The organism is Streptomyces macrosporus (assembly GCF_039533145.1).
GTDB classification, from domain to species: Bacteria; Actinomycetota; Actinomycetes; order Streptomycetales; family Streptomycetaceae; genus Streptomyces; species Streptomyces macrosporus.
The window spans coordinates 6,973-30,223 of record NZ_BAAASZ010000007.1; the positions used below are offsets into that span (position 1 = coordinate 6,973).

The window sequence follows — 23,251 nt, forward strand, 5'->3', positions numbered from 1 at the left end:
CGACTGATCCCCCACCCGAAAGACCCCCCACCCGAAAGACCCCGCCGTGCACCACACCCTCATCGTCGCCCGCATGAAACCCGACGCCGCCCCGGCCATCGCCGAGGCCTTCGCCGCCTCCGACCGAACCGACCTCCCCCACCTCATCGGCGTCACCCACCGCCGCCTCTTCCACTTCGACCGGGACCTCTACCTCCACCTCATCACCAGCCACCACGACCCCGCCCCCACCATCGCCCGCACCACCGACCACCCCGAATTCCGCGCCATCTCCGCCCGGCTCGCCCCCCACGTCACCGCCTACAACCCCGCCACCTGGCGCACCCCCCAGGACGCCATGGCCCACTGCTTCTACCAGTGGGACAACCCCACCCCCTGACCCCCACCACGACACGACGGCGCGACCACGACGGTGCGGCCCCTTTCCGTGCGTGTGCCCTGCGTCCGCGGTGGCGAGCGCAGGGCACGGGCACGGGTTCAGGACTGTCCGAGGGCGCTGCCCTCGTCGCGCGCGACGGAACCGGGGAGGGAGGCGGCGGCGACGTGCCGACCGTGTCCGGACCGGCCGTGGGAGCGCCCGGTCGGTCAGGCTCCGAGGATCTCGGCGAAGCGCCGGGCGCCGATGTTGCCGCCGGAGAGGATCACGCCGATCCTGCGCGGGAGCGAGGAGATCCGTCCGGCCAGCAGGGCGGCCGGCGCGACGGCGCCGCTGGGCTCCACCACGGTCTTCAGACGCTCGAAGAGCAGCCGCATCGCGTCGCGGACCTGGTCGTCGGTGACCAGGGCGATCTCGTCCACCAAGCGCCGGTTGACGGAGAAGGTCAGCTCGCCGGGAACGTTCGCCGCCAGCCCGTCGGCGAGGGTGCGCGGCACGGGGATGGAGACGCGTTCGCCCGCCTCCAGGGACCGCTTGGTGTCGTCCCCGACCTCCGGCTCGACGCCGATCACGCGGATTCCGGGCAGCAGTCCCTTGGCGGCCGTGGCGCTGCCGGCGATCAGTCCGCCGCCGCCGACCGGCGTCACCAGCGCGTCGAGTTCGCCGACCTCCTCGATCAGTTCCAGGGCCGCGGTGCCCTGACCGGCGATGATGTGCGGATGCTCGTAGGGCGGGATCAGCGTCAGGCCGCGGTCGGCGGCCAGTGCCTCGCCGAGGGCGACCCGGTCGCCGGTGTAGCGGTCGTAGGTGACGATCTCCGCGCCGTAGCCGGCCGTGGCCTCCAGCTTGGACCGGGGGGTGTCCTCGGGCATGAGGATCACCGCGGTGGTGCCCAACTCCCGCGCGGCCAGCGCGACGGCTTGGGCGTGGTTGCCCGAGGAGTAGGCGGCGATGCCCTTGGCCAACTGCTCCGGCGACAGGCGCGAGGCGGCGTTGTAGGCGCCCCGGAACTTGAAGGCGCCGACGCGCTGGAGGTTCTCGCACTTGAGGAAGACCTCCGCGCCGACGAGGCGGTCCAGGGTGCGCGAGCGCAGCACGGGGGTGCGGTGCGCGACGCCCGCGATCCGCGCGGCGGCGTCACGGACGTCCTCCAGGGTGACCGGCGGTGTGGTGGTCATGTCGGTGCTCCATCGGGTGAAGTGGTGTCGGATTCGGCGTCGGGCGCGGTGGAACCGGCTGTGGAGCCGGCCCTGGCCTGGGCGAGGTAGTTGTAGGCGGAGGCCCGGGAGATCCCCAGGCGGGCGGCGACCTGTTCGACCGCGCGGCGTACGGCGAAGACCCCGCGCTGGTCCAGGCTGCGGAACAGGTGGAGGCGTTGGTCGCGGTCGAGTTCGGCCCAGGGCTTGCGCTGCCGCAACTGGTGGGCGTCGACGATGGCGTCCACGACGGAGTCGATGTCGTTGCCGAAGGTCGTGGTCGGGACGGCGGCGGGGTCGGCGACGCCGGCGAGCTCGCCGATCAGGGCGCCGGCCTGGCCGATGGCGGTGATGTCGAGGTTGATGCACAGGGCGCCGAACACCGTGCCGGTGGAGTCGCGCAGGACCATCGTGGAGGACTTGATCATCTTTCCGGTCCGGGTGCGGGTGATGTAGTTCAGCTCGTTGTCCGCGTCGTCGCCGCGGGCGAGGAGCCCCATGCCGATCTCGCTCATCGCTCCGCCGACGCTGCGTCCGGTGACCGAGCCGGCGATGGCCACGACCGACTTCTCCGGGCGGCGGAAGTCATGGACGACCACCTCGCAGAACGAGCCCAGCGTCGCGGCGATGCCGTCGACGACCGGGATCAACGCGGCGATGATCGCGTCCTGTTCTCGGGTCGACATCTCACGCTCCTCGTGGTGTTCCCGCATGAGGGCAAGGGCCTCGACGCCGACGGGTCGCGGGATCTCGTCCGGGTCGGCGAACGCCTGCGCGCTCCCCGCCGAGCCCGCCCGACGCCGGTACACCGGACGTGCTCGGGCACCCCGCTGTCGTGACCGGGACGCCGCGGGACGTCACCGAGCAGGGGCGCTCGTCGGCGCCGTCCTCGACCGGCTGTCCGGGTGCCATCCGTCCTCCGGGGTCGTGGGACCCCGATCCGGGGCTTGGACAGAATGTATACGAGATGGACTGTCAGTCCAACCCTGATCGGGCATCGGTTTCCTCCGGTCGGGCGGGACGCCGACGAGCCGGCCGTGACACGCGTCGGTGACGTGCTCCGGGGCCGCGGGTTCGCCGTCCGGGAGCCCGCCGGAAACCGCGTGCGCTTCGGCGAGTCGAACGCGGCCGAGGCCGCCCGGAACGCTCGCCGAAGGTGCGAGGCCGGTTCGAGAGGGTGCGCGCGGGGCCGCCGCATCGGCGCCCACGATCCGTTCCGGTCCGGCGCCGCCGCGGCCGGGGGAGCGTGCCGTCGCCGAACGGGCGAGGGGAGCGTCCCCGTCCGTCCGGGCGGGACGTCACCCGCGCTCGTACCGGACCGGTTGCCCCCGGTCGAGGCGTTGGCGCTGCGGGACGGTGACGTACTTCGGGTCCCGGGCCGAGGCGACACCGGCCTCGAAGACGCCGAAGCGCTGCAGCAGGCCGCCCGCGATCAGGGCGAGTCCGCCGGCCACCGCGGCGGCGCGGCTGCGCGCCCCCAGCAGGACCGTACCGGCCAGGCCGCCGACGGTGAGGTACTCCGACACCTTCCGGAGCCGGTGCGCCCTGCCCGTCGTGTACGCCTCGCGGGGCAGGCCCAGCCGTGCCTCCAGCCGCAGGGAGGCGGCGAGCTCCAGGGCGGCGCCGCACACCGCGAACAGGCGTGCCGGGGCCGCCTCGCGCACCGGCGTGAGCGCCATGCCGAGGCCGCCGGCGCTCGCCGCGGCCGAACCGGTGAAGACGAACGGCAGGTACGGGTGCGCCTCGTGCCACGCCGGTACCGCCGTCTGCGACAGCAGCACCGCGGTGTACGAGGCGACCGAGGGCGCCACCGCGGCCGACGCCAGCGTGGCGGGGCGGCCGGCCGCGCCGAGCAGCCGGCCGACGACCGTGCGCCGCAGTCGCCGCGGCACCAGCTCGCTCGCGGCGGCCAGCGCGGCCGGCGCGCCGTAGGCCACCAGGATCCAGGTGCCCACGTTCATCGGTGACGTGGGCTTGGCCACGCGCAGCATGTGGTGGAACCGTTCGGGCCGGCCGAGGTCGGCGATGAGGAGGTAGGTGCTGGTTCCCAGCATCACCAGGGCGTTGATCCGGCCCACCCGGCGCAGCGTCGGCCGCGCGGTCAGGTCCGCGCCGGCGGCGAGCAGGGCCGAGCCGGCGGAGAGCCCGCCGGTGAAGAAGTACGCCGGGATCTTCCAGTCCCACACGGGTGTCTTGAGCACGGCGCGACCGTAGTACGACCGGAACTCCGCCTCCGGGACCAGCGACGGCCGCCTGCCGCGTCCGCCGCCCCGGCCGCCGTCGCGCTCGCCCGTGAACATGTGCGCCTCGCGGTCGCGTGCGTCGTCGTCGCTGAGCGGCTCGCTCCGCAGCGGACTCTCGTGCCGGTCCCGGCCCTCGCGCTCCTCGGGTACCCCGCTCATCGTCTCTGTCCTCCCACGAAGGCGGAGACGGCCGCGGCGGCCATCACCCCCGCCGCCATCCCGGCGTACTTCCACATCGCGCCCAGGTCCCGCGTCGGCACCACCGGGTCCGGCGGCAGGCCGTACACCTCCGGCTCGTCCAGCAGCAGGAAGAACGCCCCCATGCCGCCGACACCGTCGTCGGGATCGTCGCCGTACAGACGCGCCTCGGGGACACCGTCCTCGTGGAGCTGCTCCACCCGGCGCCGCGCCCGCTCGCGCAGCTCGTCCCACTGCCCGAACTGGATCGAGTCGGTCGGGCACGTCTTGGCGCACGCCGGCTCCAGGCCGTCGCGCAGGCGGTCGTAGCAGAGCGTGCACTTCTGCGCGCGTCCGTCGCCGTGGCGGCGGTCGATGACCCCGAAGGGGCAGCCCGAGACGCAGTAGCCGCATCCGTTGCAGATGTCCTGCTGGACGACGACGGTGCCGAACTCGGTGCGGAACAGCGCGCCCGTCGGGCAGACGTCCAGGCAGCCGGCGTGGGTGCAGTGCTTGCACACGTCGGACATCATCAGCCAGCGGAAGTCCGTCCGGGTCTCCGCTCCGCCGGCGTCGCCGGGCCGTTGGAACGACGGCATGCCGAGGTCGACGGCCGAGGTGCCCATCTCGCCTCCGCCGCGCTCGGTGCGGCGCACCCCCGCGGCCACCACTCCGGTCTGGTCCCCGCCGGCCGTGGGTCCGGCCGGCAGTCCGGAGAGGCCCGCGTCCTGGCCCCCGAGCGGGAGGTCCTGCTCGACGAAGGCGACGTGCCGCCAGCTGTCGGCCCCGAGCATGCCGGTGTTGTCGAACGACATCCCCAGCACGTTGAACCCGTCGTCGGGGACGAGGTTCCACTCCTTGCACGCCACCTCGCACGCCTTGCAGCCGATGCAGACGGAGGTGTCGGTGAAGAAGCCCATGCGCGGCGGGTGCTCGGTGTGACCGGCTTCGGCGGCCACGTCCTCCAGCGGCCCGAACAGGCTGTGGCGGGACCTCACGTGTCCTCCTCCGGTCGGTGCGAGTCGTCCGGCCCCTCCGCCGGCTCGGTGTGGGCGGTCCCGCCGAAACCGCCCGTGGTCGCCACGCGCGTGCCCGTCTCGACGGTGACCCCGGCGCGCTCGCGGTAGCGCGCGACGTAGTCGAGCAGTTCCCGGCCGCGGGGACGGCGCCCGGGCCTGACGTCACAGGTGGTCACCTTGGTCTCCTGGATGAACACGTTGGGGTCGAGCGCCACGCCGAACAGGTCGTTCACCACGTCCCCGTCGACCAGCCCCGAGCCGCCCCAGTGGTAGGGCAGCCAGACCTGGTGGATCACGTGGTCCTGCACGCGCAGCGGTTTCATCCGGTCGGTGACCATGACGCGGGCGTCGACCGCGGTCCGGCTGGTGACGACGTGCGCCCAGCCCAGGTGCTCCAGCCCGCGGTCGCGCGCCAGCTCCGGGGAGACCTCGACGAACAGGTACGGCTGGAGCTCCGACAGGTACGGCAGCCACCGGCTCATGCCGCCCGCGGTGTGGTGCTCGGTGAGCCGGGCGGTGGTCAGGACGTAGGGGAAGACCTCGCCTCCGCTCTCGGGCGGCGCCGGGTTGGAGGGGTTGTCGGGGCGGCCGTACACCTTCCGCGCCGGGTTGCCCTGCTGCCCGTACAGCGGGTTGCGCACCGGCGACTCGTGGGGCTCGTAGTGCGTCGGCAGCGGGCCGTCCACCAGGCCGGAGGGGGCGAACAGCCAGCCCTTGCCGTCCGCCTGCATGATGAACGGGTCGTCACCGTGCAGGGCCTCGGGCCCGACCGCCCCGGGCGGGGGGACGTGGCCGGGGGGCTTGCGCAGTTCGAAGTCCGGCACGTCGTGGCCGGTCCACCGGCCGAGCTCCTCGTCCCACCACACCAGTGCCTTGCGCTCGCTCCAGGGGCGACCCCGGGGGTCGGCCGAGGCCCTGTTGTACAGGACGCGCCGGTTGAGCGGCCAGACCCATCCCCACTCCAGGGCGTACAGGTTCTGCTCCTGACGCGGCTTGCGGCGCGCCGCCTGGTTGACCCCGTTCGCGTAGACGCCGCTGTAGATCCAGCAGCCGCACGAGGTCGTCCCGTCCGCCTTGAGTTCGAGGTAGCCGTCGACGACGCGACCGGTCGTCAGGTCGTGGCCGTTGATGTGCCGCAGCACGTCGTCGGCGGACGGCTCGTCGCCCAGCATCTCGTAGTCCCAGGCCAGGTCGAGCAGGGGACGGTCGCGCTCGTCGGTGGAGCCGGCCAGCCGCTCCTTGAGCCGGCGCCCCAGGTGGTAGAAGAACCACAGCTCCGAACGCTGGTCGCCGGTCGGCTCCACCGCCTTCTCGCGCCACTGGAGCATCCGCTGGGTCTGGGTGAACGTGCCCTCCTTCTCGACGTGCGAGGCGGCCGGGAAGAAGAACACCTCGGTGCGGCACCGCTCCGGGACGATCTCGCCGGTCTCGACCTCGGGGGAGTCCTTCCAGAAGGTGGCGCTCTCGATCATCACCAGATCGCGTACGACCAGCCAGTCCAGGTTGGCCATGCCCAGGCGTTGCAGCTTCCCGTGCGCCGATCCGACCGCCGGGTTCTGACCGAGCAGGAAGTAGCCGAACACCTTCCCGTCGATCATGTCCATCACGGTGCGGTAGGTGCCGTGGTCGCCGTCGATCCGCGGCAGGTAGTCGAAGCAGAAGTCGTTCTCCGGCGTCGCCGCGTCGCCCCAGTACTCCTTGAGCAGCGACACGATGTAGGCGTCGGCGTTGTACCAGAACCCCTTCTGTCGCTCGGCGCGGATGTGCTCGATGTAGCTCGCCAGGTCCGGGGTGGCGGGGGCCGAGGGCATCGGCAGGTACCCCGGCAGCAGGTTGAACAGGGTCGGGATGTCGGTCGAGCCCTGGATGCTGGCGTGGCCGCGCAGGGCGAAGACGCCGCCGCCGGGGCGGCCGATGTTGCCCAGCAGCAGTTGGATGATGGACGCGGTGCGGATGTACTGGGCGCCGATGCTGTGCTGGGTCCATCCCACGCTGTAGACCACCGCCGCGGTGCGCTCGCGGCCGGAGTTGGCCGTCCACGCCTCGCACACGCGCAGGAAGTGCTCCTTGGGCGTGCCGCAGATCGCCTCCACCATCTCCGGGGTGTAGCGGGCGTAGTGCCGCTTGAGGATCTGGTAGACGCAGCGCGGGTGGCGCAGCGTCGGGTCCGAGGCGATGTCCCCGGCCGCCCCCTCCATCTTCGGTCCGCCGGCGCCGTGCTCGTAGCCGGCCGCCTGCTCCTTGCGCTCGTGGGGCCGTTCGGCGTCGCGGGGGTTCGGCTCGGTGCTCTCGTACTGCCACGTCGTCGGGTCGTAGGAGGCCGTCTCGGGGTCGTAGCCGCTGAACAGGCCGTCGAGGTCCTCGGTGTCCCGGTAGTCCTCCCGGACGAGGAAGGAGGCGTTGGTGTAGGCGAGCACGTACTCCCGGAAGTCCAGGTCGTGGGTGAGGATGTAGTTGATCACGCCGCCGAGGAAGGCGACGTCGGTGCCGGCGCGCAGCGGGACGTGCCGGTCGGCCAGGGCGCTGGTCCGGGTGAACCGCGGGTCGATGTGGAAGACCTTCGCCCCGCGGGCCTTGGCCTCGGTGACCCACTGGAAGCCGACCGGATGGCACTCGGCCATGTTCGAGCCCATGATGATGATGCAGTCGGAGTTCAGCAGGTCCTGCTGGAAGTCCGTCGCTCCGCCGCGACCGAAGGAGGTTCCCAGACCGGGAACGGTGGCGGAGTGTCAAATACGGGCCTGATTCTCGATCTGCACCGCGCCGAGCGCGGTGAAGAGCTTCTTGATCAGGTAGTTCTCCTCGTTGTCGAGCGTGGCGCCGCCCAGCCCGGCGATCCCCATGGTCCGGCGCAGGCGGTTGCCGTGGGCGTCGGTGTCCTGCCAGCCCTTGCGGCGGGCCTCGATCACCCGGTCGGTGACCATCTCCATCGCCGTGTCGAGGTCCAGCTCGCTCCACTCGGTGGCGTACGGCGCCCGGTAGAGCACCTTCCGCTCCCGCTGCGGCCCGGTGACCAGCTGCTTGCTCGCCGCGCCCTTGGGGCAGAGCCGGCCGCGCGAGATGGGGCTGTCGGGATTGCCCTCGATCTGGAGGACCCGCTCGTCCTTGACGTACACCTTCTGCGCGCAGCCGACGGCGCAGTACGGACAGACCGAGTGCGCCACCCGGTCGGCGGAGGCCGTGCGGGCGTCCAGGGCGGCCGAGTGGGGGGACTGCGCGGCCTTGCCGCGGCCCAGCGGGTCGTCACCGGTCAGCTGCCGGTAGACCGGCCACGACCTGATCCACGTCCGAATGCCCATCTGCTTCTCCAGCCGCCTCGTCGTCCTGGGGCCGATCCGTGCTCTTCCCGATCGCTTTTTCTGGCAAACCCGTTCAAAACGGGTGGATCGGTGGGCGGGAGCCGCCGGACGCGGCCGTGATCGGCGATCCCCCAAGGGCGCCGAGGGTGTGATCGCCCGTCGGAACCGGTCCGCCGGCGTCAGCCGATCGGCCTCTTCCGCGTCCCTCCCCGCCGTCGGGCCGCCGAGGGCCGTTCGGGCGACGGCGAACGGCCCGGCGGAGCGTCCGAGGGGGGCACGGCACCGCTTCCCGCGCCCGAGCTTCGCGCCGGTGAACGTTCCGACACCGCCCCGGGGGAGCGCCCGTCGGCCTCCTCGCCGCCCGTCGGCGCCGCGGTGCGGGGGGCGGCGCGTCCCGTTACCGTGGACGAGGTGCCGCCGCGGGCGGCGCTCGCCCACGGTTCCCCGCCCAGTGGGGTGGGGCCGCACCGGTGCCGTTCGCCCCCGTCCCCGGACGAGGGGCGCGGCCGGGCCGACACTTCTGCGGGAGGTCCCATGCACGCGTCGAACGCGCGCTCCGCATTCCCGAACGTGACCGCCATGGCCCGACGGTTGCCGCTGCGGGCGGCCGTCGGGGCCTTCCTGCTCAACTCCGGCCTGTCGAAGATCGACGTGGGCGAGGAGGCCGCCGGAGGGCTGCACGGCTTCGCCGCCGGGACCTACCCGTTCGTCAAGCAGATGGAGCCCCGACGGTTCGTCGGGATCCTGTCGAAGACGGAGATCGGGCTCGGCGCGGCCCTGCTGCTGCCCGTCGTCCCGGCGGCCGTGGCGGGAGCCGGGCTGACCGCGTTCTCGCTCGGCACCCTCGGCCTGTACCTGCGCACTCCGGGCATGCGTCGGGAGGGCAGCCTGCGCTGGACGGAGCAGGGACTTCCGTTGGCCAAGGACGTCTGGATGCTCGGCATCGGGGTGTCCCTGGTGATCGACGGACTCACCACGGGCCGCGCCCCCCGGCACAAGCGCGGTATGCGGCGTCGGTGACCGTGCCGGCGTCGAGGGCCCCGAGCCGTCGGGCGGGGCGCCGAACCGCCCGGAGCCCGGAGGCAGGCCACTGCCGCCCCGACCCGGTGCCGAGCGGAGTCCGACCACCGTCCGCGGGCCGGGCGGTGGGGGAGGACCACGTGCCCACCCGTGCTCGGACGCATCCGAGCGTCGAACCCCTCGTTCCGTCCGTGACACACCGCGCCACACCGTGCCCGCGTGGGAGCCTGGGACGAGGAGCCCACCGCACGGCTCCCGGTCGGGCCGTCCCCACCCGCCGAGCGCGACGCCGAGGAACGGCGAGGGACGGCGAGGGACGGCGACAGACGAAGGAGCGGAACACCATGACCGACGAGCTGAGCGGTCGGAGGGTCGCCATCCTGGCCACCGACGGGGTGGAGCGCGTCGAACTCGAACAACCGCGCGGCGCACTGCACGGAGCCGGGGCCCGGACCGAACTCCTCTCCCTCCACACCGGCGAGATCAACGCCCGCCAGAAGGACATCGCCCCCGCCGGAACCTTCTCCGTGGACAAGCGGGTCGCCGACGCGTCCGTGGACGACTACGACGCGCTCCTGCTGCCCGGCGGCACCGTGAACCCCGACCAGTTGCGCACGGACCCCGACGCCGTCGCCTTCGTGCGGGAGTTCATGGGCACCGGCAAACCCGTGGCCACGATCTGCCGCGGCCCCTGGACCCTCGCGGAGGCCGGTGTCCTGCGCGGTCGGCGCCTCACCTCCTGGCCCGGCATCCGCACGGATCTGCGCAACGCCGGGGCGGACGTCGTCGACGAGGAGGTCGTCGTCGACGGGCAGCTCGTCTCCGGCCGCGGCCCGGACGACCTGCCCGCCTTCTGTGCCGCCGTCGTCGAGGAGGTCGTCAGGGCCCTGCGACGCTCCTGACCGCCGCGAGAGGCGAGCGACGAGCGGAGGCCGAGCGGACGCCGACCGGGCACGGCCCGACGGCCACCCGCGGGTGCCCACCCGTCCCGGCCCGTGACGTGCGGTGACGGCGCGTACGTCGGCAGGTTCCGGGTACTTCGCCGCCGTATCGGTGCCCGAGCACCGAAGACCGGCCCTTCGGCCGACGATTCGAACCGGCGAGAAGGGGAGAGCCATGACACCCGCGTCGCGCACCTCGGCACTCGGCACGTGGCTGAACCGCGCGACCGTCGTCGTTCCGCTGCTCGCCGTGGCGACGCTGATCGCGGTGTGGGGGCGCGACCTTCCGGCGGTCGTCGAGGTGTGCGTGGTGCTCCTGCTCGCCGGCTCGGTGCTCGACGCGGTGCACCACGCGGAAGTGGTCGCCCACCGCGTCGGCGAGCCGTTCGGTTCCCTGATCCTCGCCGTCGCCGTCACCGTCATCGAGGTGGGGTTGGTCATCACCCTCATGGCGTCCGGCGGGGCCGGAGCGGCGACGCTGGCCCGTGACACCGTCTTCGCCGCGGTCATGATCACCTGCAACGGCATCGTCGGACTCTCCCTGCTCGTCACCGCTCTGCGCCACCGGGTCGCGGTGTTCAACCCGGAGGGCACGGGCGCGATGCTGGGCACGGTGATCACCCTCGCCACGCTGAGCCTGGTCCTGCCCACCTTCACCATCGGCACTCCCGGGCCGGAGTTCACCGGACCGCAACTGGCCTTCGCGGCCACGGCCTCGCTGGTCCTGTACGGGCTGTTCGTCTTCGTGCAGAACGTACGTCACCGCGACTACTTCCTGCGCTCCGCCGGCACCCGGCGGCACCACGGCGACGCCTCCGGACCGGCCGACGAGGACCGTGCCGCCGTGCCCTCGGTACGCACCGCCCTGAGCAGCCTCGTGCTGCTCGTCGTCTCGCTGGTGGCCGTCGTCGGCCTCGCCAAGGTCGAATCGGCGACCATCGAGACCGCCGTGGCCGACGCCGGCCTCCCCCACTCCGTCGTCGGTGTCGTCATCGCCCTGACGATCCTGCTCCCCGAAACGCTCGCCGCCGTCCGCAACGCCCGACGCGACCGCGTACAGATCAGCCTCAACCTCGCCCTCGGCTCCGCGATGGCCAGCATCGGACTGACCATCGCCGCCATCGCCGTCGCCTCCATCTGGCTGGCGACGCCTCTCCAACTCGGCCTCGGCCCCACCCAGCTCGTGCTCCTCGCCCTCACCGCCGGGGTCGGCATCCTCACCGTCATGCCCGGCCGCGCCACCCTGCTCCAGGCGGCCGTGCACCTGGTCATCTGCGCCGCGTTCCTCTTCCTGGCCGCCAATCCCTGACGGCCTCACGCGGCGACGAGCGGTTCCGCCGCCGCCGGCCCCGAGGTGCTTCCGACCCCGCGGTGCTTCGCGCGGTGCGGCGTCGTCCCCCGCGGCCTGCGCGTGCGCGGCGCGGGTCAGCTTGTGGAAGCGGGGCCCGGTGGCAGGTGGACCGTCATGATCAGGTGGCAGGTTTCGGTGCCCGCACCGCGGTAGGTGTGGGGGGCGTCGCCGTCGAAGGTGGCGGTCTGGCCGGCTTCGACGGTGTGCTCGGTGCCGTCGACGACCAGGGTCATCCGGCCGGAGGTGACGCTGACGGTCTCCACGACCCCGGCCTGATGGGGGTGGCTGGGGTACTCCTCGTCCGGCTCCAGACGCCAGCGCCAGACCTCGACGGGGGCCGGGCCCGAGGTGGTCAGCACGAGCCGGGCCTCACTGCCCTGCTTCCCGGTCCACAGGGGTGCCACGGCATCGGCGGCCACGACGCGGACACGGCCTTCGGGCGGTCCCTGCATCAGGGCGGACACCGAGATGCCGAGGGTGTCGGCCAGCCGGACCAGGGTGGCCAGGTTGGGGTTGCCCTGGGCTTTCTCCAGTCCCACCAGGGCGCCCTTGCTGACCTGGGCGCGTCGGCTGAGTTCCTCCAAGGACAGGCCCGCGCGCATGCGGGCCGCCCGGACGTTGTGCGCGACCGTCCGCAGGGCTGCGGCTGTCTCGGCCACCTGGTCACCATCCTCGCAGCTGGATCATTCCAATGCACCGTCCGGTCGTTTGGTTGACGGTACCCGGTCGTTCTGTTGTACGGTGTGGTCGTTCCAATGATAGTAGGGATTTGTGCCGTGATCGCTCTGCTGCTGGCCCTGGGCAGCTCGCTCGCCTACGGGTGCGCCGACTTCCTCGGCGGACTCGGCGCCCGGAAGGCCCATGTACTGCGGACCGTGGTGATCGCGGCCCCGGCCAGTCTCGCGGTCGAGCTGCTGCTGTGGCCGCTGCTCGGCGCCTCGTTCAGCGCCGCGACCCTCGGCTGGGGCGCCGCGTCCGGGATCGCCTCGGCCGCCGCGTTCGCCCTGCTCTACCGCACCCTGGCGATCGGCCCGATGAACGTGCTGTCGCCCGTGACCGCGCTGGTGTCCGCCGCGCTGCCCGTCGGAGTGGGCCTGCTGCGAGGCGAGCACCTGGGTACGGCCGGACTGGTGGGCCTGCCGCTCGCGCTGGTGGCGGTGGTCCTGGTCAGCGCCGGACACGGCGCCGGATCGGCGCGCCCCTCCCGTACCGCGCTGCTGTCGGCCTTCGGAGCGGGCGCCGCCATCGCCCTCCAGCTGGTCTTCCTGCACCAGGCGCCGTCCGACAGCGGGGTGGCCCCGCTGATCATCGGCCGGGCGGTCTCCTCGGCCGTCACCCTGACCGCGGCCGGGCTGATGCACCGCAGACTGGGCCCCGAGCGGCCCGCGTACGGGATGTCGGCGGCCGCGGGTGTGCTGGACTCGGTGGCGAACCTGCTGTTCCTGCTCGCCGCCCGCAGCGGGGACCTCGCCGTCGTCGCCGTGATCACCGCCCTCTACCCGGCCGGCACGGTCCTGCTCGCCCGCTGCGTGCTCGCCGAACGCATTCACCGCGGACAGTTCGTCGGTCTGGGCACCGCCGCCGTCGCCGTCGGCCTCCTCGCCCTCACCTGAGCAAGCCCACGGACCACCACACCACCGAACCCTGGAGAACACCATGCTGGTCCACCCCTGGGACGCCGGCCTGGACGAAGCCGAATGGCAGAGCTGGATCGCCGAAGGCCACGACTTCGGACAGCTCATCGTCAACGGCCTGCCCGGCCACCCGCCCACCGTCGTCCCCACGCACTTCACCTGCGAAGGATCCGACCTCCTGATCCACCTCGCCCGCCCCAACCCGGTGTGGAAGGCGATCGAGCACGAGCCGCACGTCGTCTTCACCGTCATCGGCGACTACGCGTTCATTCCCGGCCCCTGGCGCGCCCAGGCCGGCACCCCGCCCACCGACGGCGTCCCCACCAGCTACTACTCGGCCGTCCAGTTCACCTGCCGCGCCCACATCGTCGACGACCCCGAGGCCAAGGCCGAACTGCTGCGCCGCCAGCTCGCCCACTTCCAGCCCGACGGCGACCACGCCCCCGTCGCCGTCGACCAGCCCCCCTACGGCCGGATGCTGTCCGGCATCCGCGGCCTGCGCCTGGAAGTCACCGACGTGGTGGCCAAGTTCAAGTACGACGACCACAAACCCGTCGAGCACCGCGCCGCCGTCGCCGACCGCCTCACCGCACGCGGCCAGGGCCTCGACGTGCCCGCCGCACGCCGGCAGCGCCGCCGCCTGGACCGCATCGGCGTCTGGAAGCCCTGACCCCCGCCCGTCCCCCACTCGCCCGCCCACACGCAGGAAACGGAAACCCCGCCATGACCGCCTTCCGCATCGCCCCCGAGGTCGCCGACGCCTTCCCCGACACCCTGATCGCCCTGGTCACCGCCGCCGGCCTGCGCGGGCGCGAGCCCTGGCCCGAGGTGGCCCAGGCGCTGGCGGAGACGGAGGCCGAGGTCGCCGCCGGCACCTGGGCGCCCGCCGACGAGACCGACCCCCGCATCGCGTCCTGGCACGCCGCCTACCGCTCCTTCGGCACCAACCCCCGCCGCGTCCGCCCCAGCGTCGACGCGCTCGGCCGCCGTCTCGCCAAGAAGGGCGCCCTGCCCCGCATCACCCCGGCCGTGGACGCCTACAACGCCGTCTCCGTCCGCCACGGCCTGCCGGCCGGCGCCTTCGACCTGGACGCCGTGGCAGGGGACGTGGAGATCCGCCACGCCGACGGCACCGAGTCCTTCACCCCGCTCGGCGAGCCCGACACCGTCGAACACCCCAGGCCCGGCGAGGTGATCTACGTCGACGCCGGCGGCGTCCTCACCCGGCACTGGAACCACCGCGACGCGCACCGCACCCGCGTCACCGAGGACTCCACCCACGTCGCGTTCGTCCTCGAAACCCTCCACGCCGCCCGCGACGGCCACCTCCTGAAGGCCGCCGCCGACGAACTGCAGCACCTGCTCGCCCCGCACGCCGAACAGACCGCCGTGCGCTACCTCGACCCGGCGCACCCCCGGACCACCGTCTGAGACCTCCACCCCGCCCCGAGCACCTCGCACACGATCCGCCCGCCGGGATGTCCGGTCCGGCCCCGGCGACGAGCAGCGGGGCCGCGCCGCGCCCGGTCGGCGAGCCGGCGTCTCACCGGAACTCGTGCACCACCTGGATCGTGCCGACGATGTGGGCGTTGAACTCGTCGAGTTCCTCGGCCGGCACCCACAGTTCGAGAATGGTCCGTCCGCCCGCCTGCCGGACGGGATACCGGCTCAGGAACTCCGACTCGACCTCGAAGCGGGTCACGAAGCCGGCACCGTCGTGCCTGACGTTCCAGTCCCTCGCGATCCTGACCGCGTAGTCCTCGTCGAGGACCGGGTAGAAGATCGGCTGCTCGGGCAGCCGGGGCGGCCAGGCACGCCAGTTCAGCTCTCGGACCAGGTCCAACTCCTCGGGTCCGGTGGGCCGCCACAGGGTCGTCGTCGATCGCCGGCCGGTCATGGGAACCGCTCTCCGTGTCGGACCGGCCGCCGGTGCGGCCGGTCGGGAGACCGGACGATACCGGCGGTACGGGCGCGGCGGCCACGGAGTTCCGGCCCCGCCCACGGCCGACCGGCGGTTGCGGGACGGACCTCGCCCCGCTCGCGGCCGTCGCGGCACGATCACGTCCCCGCCGGACGCGCCGACGTCGGCGCCTGCGCCCGCGCGGCGGAGCCGGGGACGGCCCGCCGGTCGGGGCGCCAGGTGGCGACCAGGGCCGCGGCCAGGAGCAGTTCGGCGATGTCGCCGCCGTAGTACATGATCTCCGCGCCGCCCCGGACCTGGGCGACGGGGGCGTGGACGTCGACCCGGAAACCGCCGTACATCAACTGCGAGATCGAGGCGTGGGCGGCGATGGCGAGGCCGAGGTAGACCAGACGGGTGCGGACGCCGGGGCGGGCGGGCGCGGGATCGGGTCCGGCGATGGCGTGGGCGAACAGGCAGCCGGAGAGCAGGAAGTGAACGTGCAGCAGCCAGTGTCCGACGGGCCGTTCCGTGGCGGCGTTGTACAGCGGGGTGAAGTAGAGCACCGCGAGGCTGCCGGTGGACAGCAGCAGGGCGGTGGCCGGATGGGTGAGCACACGGGCGGGGCGGCTGTGCAGAACGGCGGTCAGGCGCCGACCGTGGGCGGCGGGCAGGGCCCGCAGCGACAGGGTGACGGGGGCTCCCAGCACCAGGGCCAGGGGGGCGTACATGCCGATGAGCATGTGCTGGACCATGTGGCCGCGGAAGTCGGAGTGGGCGAAGGACGACACGGGCGGCACGAGCGCCACGGCGAGCAGGGCCAGCCCGGTGGTGAAGCAGGCCGTCCGCCACCGGCTCCAGCCCCGCGCCGGGTTGCGGCGCCGGGCCCGCCGGGCCAGGTGGAGGTAGGCGCCGGCGCACAGGAGCAGGACGAGGACGGGGGGCAGCGCCTCCAGGACGCCGCTGCCCGTGCCGTGGTCGTGCACGGGGTGTACGTGGCCGTCCATCAGGTCGCCGGTCCCGTCCGGCGGGCGTCGGGGGCGTCGGGGTCGAAGGGCCGTCCGGTGCGCTGGAGTCGGTGGCCGCCGATGACCAGCAGGGCGCCCAGGAGCAGGAAGCCCAGGTCCCACCAGGTCCGGTGGGGACCTTCGTGGACGTGGTGGATGGCGAGGACGTGGTGGTTCAGGACGCCCTCGACGAGGTTGAAGACGCCCCAGCCGACCAGCACCCAGCCCCACAGCACGCGTGAAGTCCACACCCGGCGCCGGTCGCGGGTCACCCGGGAGTACAAGGTGGCCAGGCCCAGCAGGACGAGGATCCAGCACACGGCGTGGAAGACGCCGTCCCACACGGTGTTCATCTCCAGCCCGGGGACGGTCTTCGGGTCGTAGTACTTCACCCCGATGCGGTCCCCGTCGGTGCCGGTGAGCATGTGGTGCCACCGCAGGAGCTGGTGCAGCAGGATGCCGTCGACGAACCCACCGAGCCCCGACCCCAGCAGGATCCCGGGCAGCCGGATGTCGGGGGGCGCGGTCGCGCCCGCCCGGGCCTCGCCCGCCGTGCTCGCCATCGTCTCCTCCGTCCTGTCGGAAGGCGGTCCAGTCGACCGTCGGTCGCTGAGAGTCCCCCGGGGCGGGCACCGCAATCACGGCGTGCCCGAATTTTCGCCGACCAGTCGTCCCCCGGGCGGCCCACCGGTCCCATCGGACGGGAGGGCGGGGAGCCGCGAGCCCCCGTGCCGGGGAGGCCGCGGGGTCCGGCACCGGCGCGGGGAGACGGCCGTTCGGACGAGCCGCGCGGTCTCGTTCCGGGCGCCCGTGGGGTTTTGACGGCCGTGCGGAGGTGTGCGCGGCCGGGCTCCCCTCTCGGCGGCACGGCCGGCGTCGTATGGACGCGGACCGGTCCGTCACCGTTGGGAGAACGACGTTGCGTGTCGTGGAGGCCGTTTTCGGCGAGCCGGACCTGGCGGCTGCGCGGACGGGTCTGCCGGCGGTGGGGACCGCGGCGTACCCGGTCGCCGTCTACCTCACCCGCGACGCCCAGCGCGTCGGCGACGCCGACCTCGTCCGGGTCTTCCGGCGCCGCGCGCTGTGGGCCGGAACGGTCGTCGGGGCGCTGTCCGCCGTCGGCCTGGTCGTCCTGCGCGCGGACGCCCGCCCGCTGTTCGACGAGCCGACCTCCGGGGCGGCCCTGCCGTTCCTCGTGCTGTCGGTGGTGGCGGGGGTGGTCTCCCTGCTGCTGCTCGTCCAGGGCCGGCACTACCTCGTCGTCCGTCTCACCGCCGCGCTCGCGGTCGTCGGGCTGCTGTGGGGACGGGGAATCGGCCAGTACCCCGACCTCCTGCCCGGCGTCACCCTCGACGAGGCGGCCGCGACCGACACCGTGCTCTCCGCGAGCCTGGGCGCACTGGCGGTGGGGGCGGTCCTGCTCCTGCCGTCCCTGTGGTGGCTGTACGTCACTTTCCAGCGCGACACCACCGAGGAGGCCCCCGAGCCCACCCGCTGACCGCTCGGGCGTGCGGCGGCGGGTCCGGCGGGCTGTCGGGCTGTCGGGCGAGGCGCCGCCGCGTGAACCGCCCCGTCCGGAGTCGGTGGCCGCCCCGGAGGGGCTCGTCCGCGTCGAAGAGCTCGTGGTCGGGGGCCTGCGCACCGTGTCGGTGGGATGGTGATCGTGGTGACCAAGGTCGGCAGAACCCCGCGAGCCGAGCAGGTCGGCGCCACGCGGCAGCAGATCCTCGTCACGGCGGAGCGACTCTTCGCCGAACAGGGGCTCTACGCGGTGTCCAACCGTCAGATCAGCGCCGCCGCCGGGCAGGGCAACAACGCCGCCGTCGGTTACCACTTCGGGACCAAGGCCGATCTCGTGCGGGCGATCGTGCGCAAGCACACCGAGCGCATCGAGGCGTTGCGCGTGGAGATGGTCGCCGCCGTCGAGGGCTCGCGGGACATACGGGACTGGGTGAGCTGCCTGGTCCGCCCGTTCACCGCGCACCTGGACTCCCTCGGCGGCCCCACGTGGTTCGCCCGGTTCGGGGCGCAGGTCGTGACCGACCCGGCGTTCCGGGCGATCATGGCCGAGGAGGCCCTGGCCACGCCGTCGCTGAAGCGCGTGCTCGAAGGGTTCGACCGCTGCTCGCCGGATCTGCCGGCCGACATCCGCGCCGAGCGCGGCGACATGATCCGCACCCTGATGGTGCACGTGTGCGCCGAGCGCGAGCGCGCCCTCGCCGAGGGGACCGTCACCCCGAGGGCCACGTGGGCCGAGGCCGCCGCGGGGCTCGTCGACGCCATCACGGGCCTGTGGACCGCGCCGGTCACGCGCCCGTGAGGGGGATGCCCCGGCGCGAGGGCCGCGCCGGGACACCGTGCGCCGGACGTCGAACACCGCGGCGCCGTGCCGGACGCGACGCCGTGTCCGGGGGCGTCGGGTGGGGCCGTTCCGTCCCCGACGGTGCGGGCTCCTCCGTGGACCGCCGGGTTCCGCCGGTGTGCACGCGCCGTGCGGCGGTGCGACCCTGCCGATGATCGACGCCGTCGACGCCGCCCATGCCGTCACGGAAGGAAACAGGCCGATCACACTCGGCCATGACCGGCGATTTTAAGTCAGTCACTTGATTCAATCTGGGGAAGTCGATTAGCTGATCCGGGGGGCCGACCGACCAACACGAGGAGGTCCGGTGGCACACCGTGACGCCGACCGAGTGCTCGACTACCCCATGTCCGCCCCGGCCGCGCTGGACGCCCCGACCGAGTGGGCCGAACTGCGGCGGAACCGCCCGGTGGCGCGGGTGAGACTGCCCAGCGGCGACGAGGCGGCGCTGCTGACCCGCTACGAGGACGTCAAGCAGGTCCTGGCGGACCCGCGGTTCGGCCGCCACCTCGACGCCCCCGACGCCGCCCGCGTGACGGCCAACGAGTCCGGCGGCGTGTTCGGCGGGGCCCTGGGCGGGCCGATGAGCGCGGAGACCCACCGGCAGTGGCGGCGCATGGTCGGCACGTGGTTCACGGCCAAGCGGATGACCGCCCTGCGGCCGGGCATCGAGGCGATGGCCGAGCGGCTGATCGACGAGATGGTCGCGAGCGGCGCGCCCGCGGACCTCAAGGCGGCCCTGGGGTTCCCGCTGCCGGTGTGGGTCATCTGCGACATCCTCGGCGTGCCGGAGAGCGACCGGGAGAAGTTCTCCCACTGGTCGGACACCCTGCTCAGCCTCACCCGCTACACGCAGGCCGAGATCGACGTCGCGCAGGCGGAGTTCCGCGCCTACATGTCGGAGCACATCGCCGCGACCCGCGACGACCCCGGTGACGATCTGATCGGCGAACTGATCTCCGCCGCCGGGGCGGGCCACGTCATGTCCGACGAGGTGCTGCTGTCGACCGCTCAGGGTCTGCTGGTCGCCGGGCACGAGACCACCGCCAACATGATCGGCAAGATGGTCGGCATGCTGCTGGCCGACCGGCGACGCTGGGAGGCGCTGCTCGCCGACCGGTCGCTGGTGCGCACGGCGGTCGAGGAGGCGTTGCGGACGGACGCCGACGCCGGCTTCGGCATCCCCCGCCACATCACCGAGGACACCGAGGTCGGGGACACCGTGATCCCGCGCGGCACGACCGTGGTGTGCAGTCTGGCCGCGGCCAACCGCGACGGGAGCGCCTTCGCCGACGCGGACGAGATGGACCTGGGCCGCACCCCCAACGCCCACCTGGCGTTCGGCGCGGGCGCCCACGCGTGCCTGGGCCAGTCGCTGGCCCGCACCGAGCTGCGGGCCGTGCTGGACGTGCTGCTGCGCCGGCTCCCCGGGCTGGAACTCGCGGTGCCCGTCCGGGAGCTGGAGCGGGTGGACGGGCTCGTCGTGGGCGGACTGCGCGCGCTGCCGGTGCGCTGGTAGCGGTGGCGGACACGCGAACCGGCCGGAACGGGCGGTCGCCGGCGACGCGGGAGTCGATCCTCGCCGTGGCCGAGCGGTTGTTCGCCGAGCACGGGATCTCCGCCCTGTCCAACCGTCGGATCGGCGAGGCGGCGGGGCAGGGGAACAACTTCGCCGTCGGCCACCACTTCGGCACCAGGGCCGATCCGGTGCGTGCCGTCGTGCGGCGCCACGCCGAGCCGATGGAGCGGAGGCGGAGCCGGATGATCGCGGAGACGCGCGCCCGGAGAGGCGGCCACGGGCAGGTGCGCGACTGGGTGGCGTGCCTGGTGCGGCCGCTGACCGAGCACCTGGAAGCCCTGGGCGGCCCCACCTGGTTCGCCCGCTTCGGCGCGCAGGTGACGACCGACCCCGTGCCGCGGCGGGTCGTCCTCGACGAGGCGCTCGCCACACGTCCCGTCCAACAGGTCCTCGACGGGCTCGACCGGTGCCTGCCCGCGCTGCCGCCGTCCGTCCGCCTGGAGCGCGGCGACATGGCCCGCAACCTCGTGTCCCACGTCTGCGCCGAGCGGGAGCGCGCCCTGGCCGAGGGGAGCCCCGCGCACGAGAGGAACCGGCACGAGAGGACCTGGGAGGACACCGCCGCCGGTCTGATCGACGCGATCACCGGCCTGTGGGCGGCGCCGGTCACCACGACCGGCGCGTGACCGGGAACGACACACCGAGGAGTACGAGACGTGAAGATCACCGTTGACGAGGACAGGTGCTGCGGCGCCGGTTCCTGCGTGCTCGCCGCGCCGGACGTGTTCGACCAGCGCGACGAGGACGGCGTGGTGGTCCTGCTGGACCCGGAGCCCGCCGAGCACCTGCACGCCGCGGTCCGTGAGGCCGCCGACGTCTGCCCGGCCGCGGCGATCGCGCTGGGCGAGCGGACGTGAGCACGCCCGCGAGCGTGCTCGTCGTCGGCCTCGTCCTGTCCGCCGACGCCGTCGTGGTGGCGACCGGGGCGCGACCGCGCTCCTGCCCGGCCAGGCCGGGCTGGGCGGCGTGCACGTGCTGCGCTCCCTGGAGGACGCGCTCGCCCTGCGCGCCGCGCTGCGCACCGCCCGCCACCGACGCGGAGGTGACCGTGGTGGAGGGCGACACCGCCTCCCGCCGCTTCGTCGCCCGCTACGAACGCGACGGCGAGACCGTCGGCGTGGTCGGCTGGAACATGCCCAAGCAGGCGCGCCGGCACCGGCAACACCACCTCGTGGCACCGCGCGACCTCACGGGGCGCGCTGACCGCGGCGGTGTCCGAGGACGCGGAGTTCCGACACGGCCCCGGCACGACCACCGGGACGTTCCACACCACCCCCACCGGAAGGACGACCATGACCAGGACGTCGGACCCGGCCGCCGAGAGCACGGCCGAAGTGCCCGAGTACCCCATGCCCAGGGCGCGGGGGTGCCCCTTCGACCCGCCGCCCGCGCTGCGCGACCTCCAGCGCGAGACACCGCTGACGCGGGTGCGGCTGTGGGACGGCAGCACCCCCTGGCTGGTCACCCGCCACGCCGACCAGCGCGCCGTGCTCACCGACCCCCGCGTCAGCGCCGACATGACCCACCCCGCCTATCCGCGCCAGGCCCCCGGCGGCAACGCCACCTTGAGCTTCATCGGCATGGACGACCCCGAGCACGCCCGGCTGCGGCGCATGGTCGGCTCCGCCTTCGCGGTGAAGAAGGTCGAGGCGATGCGGCCGATGGTGCGGCGGATCGTCGACGACGCGGTCGACGACCTGCTCGACGGGCCGAACCCGACGGACCTCGTGGAGGCGTTCGCGCTGCCGGTCCCGTCGCTGGTGATCTGCGAACTCCTCGGCGTCCCCTACGCGGACCACGGCTTCTTCCAGCACAACAGCAGGACGATCATCAGCCGCGGCACCACCCCGGCGCAGCGGGACGAGGCGTTCGGACGACTCGCCCGGTACCTGGGCGGACTCGTCGCCGCCAAGCTGGAGGACCCCGGCGACGACCTGCTGTCCGGGCTCGGCCACAGGATCAGGGCCGGTGAGCTGACGGCGGACCAGGCCACCGCGACGGCCGTGCTGCTGCTCATCGCCGGACACGAGACCACCGCCAACATGATCGCGCTCGGCACGCTGCTCCTGCTGCGCAACCCCGACCAACTGGCCCTGCTGCGCGACTCCGACGACCCCGCCGTGGCGACCCGGGCCGTCGAGGAGACGCTGCGCTACCTCAGCATCGCCCACGGCGGGCGCCGCCGCGTCGCGCTGGAGGACATGGAGATCGCCGGCCGGCGGGTGCGCGCCGGCGAGGGGCTGGTGTTGCCCAACGAGATCGCCAACCGCGACCCCGACGCCTTCCCCGACCCCGACCGCCTCGACATCACCCGTGGGGCGCGCCACCACGTCGCGTTCGGCTTCGGCGTCCACCAGTGCCTCGGACAGACCCTCGCCCGGCTGGAGTTGGAGGTCGTCTACCGCACCCTCTACCGCCGTGTGCCCGGGCTGAGACCGGCGGCGGACTTCGAGGACATCCCGTTCAAGCACGACGGGTTCGTCTACGGCGTCCACGAACTGCCGGTGGCCTGGTAGCCCCGCCCCGAGAGGTGGGACGGGACCTCGGCCCTCCGCGCGGACCGGACCGGGCCGCCCCCCCCCGCGCTCAGTCGGCCCCTTCCCGCACCTCGCCTTCCCGGACCTCGCCGGTGGGCGTGGCGGCCTGTTCGGGGCCGTCGGGCTCGCCGGGTTCGTCGGGCGTGCGGGTGGGCCGGTCGGGCGGACGGAAGCAGGCGATGACGGTCTTTCCGTCCGTGCAGGGGTGGGCCTCCCACGTGTCGGCGAGGGCGTCGACCAGGAACATGCCGCGCCCGGAGGTGCGTTCGGTGCTCGGCGACCGGGGCGCGGGCAGGTTGGCGGAGGAGTCGTGCACACACACGTGGAGGCACCGGTCGTCCCACACCAGCACCAACTGCGCGGTGCTGTGGGCGTGCACGTGCGCGTTCGTCACCAACTCCGAGACGGTCAGCAGCACCGCGTCCACCGTCTCCGGCGCCGTCGTCGTCCACCCGAGCGACTCCAGGTGTTCGCGCGCCCACTGCCGTGCCGCTCTCACCTCGCTGGCCACCGGTATCGACCGGGCCCATCCCACCGCTCGCATCGAGGACTCGGACACAAGAACCCCTTTCCCGAATCACCGCCCACCGTGTACCCGCGGTGGGCGGGC

General features: G+C 73.4%; 22 protein-coding genes and 1 pseudogene. 13 read left to right on the top strand and 10 right to left on the bottom strand.

The features are described 5' to 3' along the window. Window positions 1–46: 46 nt before the first annotated feature. Entirely contained in the window at window positions 47–379 is a 333-nt protein-coding gene (locus ABD335_RS04375; protein WP_344320727.1) for a TcmI family type II polyketide cyclase, read from the top strand. Window positions 380–585: 206 nt separating this feature from the next. Here the strand turns inward: ABD335_RS04375 and ABD335_RS04380 are convergent, their stop codons facing one another. The 5 genes and pseudogenes from ABD335_RS04380 to fdh all read right to left on the bottom strand — a co-directional run. Then, window positions 586–1,554, bottom strand: a complete 969-nt coding sequence (locus tag ABD335_RS04380) for a pyridoxal-phosphate dependent enzyme (protein WP_344320728.1) — start codon at window positions 1,552–1,554, stop codon at window positions 586–588. Then, the gene (locus ABD335_RS04385; protein WP_344320729.1) at window positions 1,551–2,258 is read right to left on the bottom strand and encodes a helix-turn-helix transcriptional regulator; all 708 of its coding nucleotides are present in this window, start codon (window positions 2,256–2,258) and stop codon (window positions 1,551–1,553) included. The genes ABD335_RS04380 and ABD335_RS04385 overlap by 4 nt, the downstream gene beginning before the upstream one ends. A 612-nt stretch (window positions 2,259–2,870) precedes the next feature. Continuing rightward, on the bottom strand, window positions 2,871–3,974 hold the full coding sequence (nrfD, locus tag ABD335_RS04390; protein WP_344320730.1) for an NrfD/PsrC family molybdoenzyme membrane anchor subunit: 1,104 nt from the start codon (window positions 3,972–3,974) through the stop codon (window positions 2,871–2,873). Then, window positions 3,971–4,990: a 4Fe-4S dicluster domain-containing protein gene (locus ABD335_RS04395; protein WP_344320731.1), complete on the bottom strand. Its 1,020-nt coding sequence runs from the start codon at window positions 4,988–4,990 to the stop codon at window positions 3,971–3,973. Before ABD335_RS04395 ends, nrfD begins: the two co-directional genes overlap by 4 nt. A gap of 83 nt (window positions 4,991–5,073) precedes the next feature. Beyond that, a pseudogene (fdh, locus tag ABD335_RS04400) lies at window positions 5,074–8,310 on the bottom strand (formate dehydrogenase); the annotation flags it as partial. Window positions 8,311–8,889: 579 nt separating this feature from the next. On the opposite strand from fdh, the gene ABD335_RS04405 reads away from it, so the two are divergent. The 3 genes from ABD335_RS04405 to ABD335_RS04415 all read left to right on the top strand — a co-directional run bounded on the left by ABD335_RS04405 (window position 8,890) and on the right by ABD335_RS04415 (window position 11,580). Beyond that, window positions 8,890–9,330, top strand: a complete 441-nt coding sequence (locus ABD335_RS04405; RefSeq protein WP_344320733.1) for a hypothetical protein — start codon at window positions 8,890–8,892, stop codon at window positions 9,328–9,330. A 344-nt stretch (window positions 9,331–9,674) separates the two neighbouring features. Continuing rightward, complete coding sequence (locus tag ABD335_RS04410; protein WP_344320734.1) at window positions 9,675–10,232, top strand: type 1 glutamine amidotransferase domain-containing protein; 558 nt, start codon at window positions 9,675–9,677, stop codon at window positions 10,230–10,232. A 214-nt stretch (window positions 10,233–10,446) separates the two neighbouring features. Next, on the top strand, window positions 10,447–11,580 hold the full coding sequence (locus ABD335_RS04415; RefSeq protein ID WP_344320735.1) for a calcium:cation antiporter: 1,134 nt from the start codon (window positions 10,447–10,449) through the stop codon (window positions 11,578–11,580). A gap of 116 nt (window positions 11,581–11,696) precedes the next feature. Here ABD335_RS04415 and ABD335_RS04420 read toward each other — a convergent pair whose 3' ends face one another. Beyond that, on the bottom strand, window positions 11,697–12,281 hold the full coding sequence (locus tag ABD335_RS04420) for a helix-turn-helix domain-containing protein (RefSeq protein WP_344320736.1): 585 nt from the start codon (window positions 12,279–12,281) through the stop codon (window positions 11,697–11,699). A gap of 117 nt (window positions 12,282–12,398) precedes the next feature. Between ABD335_RS04420 and ABD335_RS04425 the strand changes: the two genes are divergently transcribed. From ABD335_RS04425 to ABD335_RS04435, 3 genes are read left to right on the top strand one after another with little or no spacing between them, the layout of a single operon-like run. After that, window positions 12,399–13,235, top strand: coding sequence for an EamA family transporter (locus ABD335_RS04425; RefSeq protein WP_344320737.1), 837 nt, complete (start codon window positions 12,399–12,401; stop codon window positions 13,233–13,235). A gap of 43 nt (window positions 13,236–13,278) precedes the next feature. Beyond that, window positions 13,279–13,926 (top strand): FMN-binding negative transcriptional regulator, encoded by a 648-nt coding sequence (locus ABD335_RS04430; protein WP_344320738.1) that lies wholly within the window; start codon window positions 13,279–13,281, stop codon window positions 13,924–13,926. Window positions 13,927–13,979: 53 nt separating this feature from the next. Beyond that, entirely contained in the window at window positions 13,980–14,687 is a 708-nt protein-coding gene (locus tag ABD335_RS04435; protein ID WP_344320739.1) for a B3/B4 domain-containing protein, read from the top strand. Between the two features lie 112 nt (window positions 14,688–14,799). On the opposite strand, the gene ABD335_RS04440 is transcribed toward ABD335_RS04435, so the two are convergent. The 3 genes from ABD335_RS04440 to ABD335_RS04450 all read right to left on the bottom strand — a co-directional run bounded on the left by ABD335_RS04440 (window position 14,800) and on the right by ABD335_RS04450 (window position 16,726). Further along, window positions 14,800–15,153 (bottom strand): hypothetical protein, encoded by a 354-nt coding sequence (locus ABD335_RS04440; protein WP_344320740.1) that lies wholly within the window; start codon window positions 15,151–15,153, stop codon window positions 14,800–14,802. A 161-nt stretch (window positions 15,154–15,314) separates the two neighbouring features. Beyond that, window positions 15,315–16,163: a cytochrome c oxidase assembly protein gene (locus ABD335_RS04445; protein WP_344320741.1), complete on the bottom strand. Its 849-nt coding sequence runs from the start codon at window positions 16,161–16,163 to the stop codon at window positions 15,315–15,317. After that, on the bottom strand, window positions 16,163–16,726 hold the full coding sequence (locus ABD335_RS04450; protein ID WP_344320742.1) for a DUF2243 domain-containing protein: 564 nt from the start codon (window positions 16,724–16,726) through the stop codon (window positions 16,163–16,165). The genes ABD335_RS04445 and ABD335_RS04450 overlap by 1 nt, the downstream gene beginning before the upstream one ends. 365 nt (window positions 16,727–17,091) lie before the next feature. Here ABD335_RS04450 and ABD335_RS04455 point away from each other — a divergent pair, with 365 nt between their 5' ends. The 6 genes from ABD335_RS04455 (at window position 17,092) to ABD335_RS04480 (ending at window position 22,620) form a co-directional block, all read left to right on the top strand. Next, window positions 17,092–17,661, top strand: coding sequence for a cytochrome d ubiquinol oxidase subunit II (locus tag ABD335_RS04455; RefSeq protein ID WP_344320743.1), 570 nt, complete (start codon window positions 17,092–17,094; stop codon window positions 17,659–17,661). A 165-nt stretch (window positions 17,662–17,826) separates the two neighbouring features. Beyond that, window positions 17,827–18,483, top strand: a complete 657-nt coding sequence (locus ABD335_RS04460; RefSeq protein WP_344320744.1) for a TetR/AcrR family transcriptional regulator — start codon at window positions 17,827–17,829, stop codon at window positions 18,481–18,483. 388 nt (window positions 18,484–18,871) lie between these two features. Next, a complete protein-coding gene (locus tag ABD335_RS04465; RefSeq protein ID WP_344320869.1) occupies window positions 18,872–20,044 on the top strand; it encodes a cytochrome P450 in 1,173 nt (390 codons plus the stop codon). A gap of 2 nt (window positions 20,045–20,046) precedes the next feature. Further along, window positions 20,047–20,730: a TetR/AcrR family transcriptional regulator gene (locus tag ABD335_RS04470; RefSeq protein ID WP_344320745.1), complete on the top strand. Its 684-nt coding sequence runs from the start codon at window positions 20,047–20,049 to the stop codon at window positions 20,728–20,730. Between the two features lie 30 nt (window positions 20,731–20,760). Continuing rightward, window positions 20,761–20,961 carry a ferredoxin gene (locus ABD335_RS04475; protein WP_344320746.1) on the top strand — a complete coding sequence of 67 codons (201 nt, stop codon included), beginning with the start codon at window positions 20,761–20,763 and terminating at the stop codon, window positions 20,959–20,961. A gap of 435 nt (window positions 20,962–21,396) precedes the next feature. Next, a complete protein-coding gene (locus ABD335_RS04480) occupies window positions 21,397–22,620 on the top strand; it encodes a cytochrome P450 (protein ID WP_344320747.1) in 1,224 nt (407 codons plus the stop codon). A gap of 70 nt (window positions 22,621–22,690) precedes the next feature. On the opposite strand, the gene ABD335_RS04485 is transcribed toward ABD335_RS04480, so the two are convergent. Continuing rightward, window positions 22,691–23,185, bottom strand: coding sequence for an ATP-binding protein (locus tag ABD335_RS04485; protein WP_425583546.1), 495 nt, complete (start codon window positions 23,183–23,185; stop codon window positions 22,691–22,693). Window positions 23,186–23,251 lie beyond the last annotated feature (66 nt).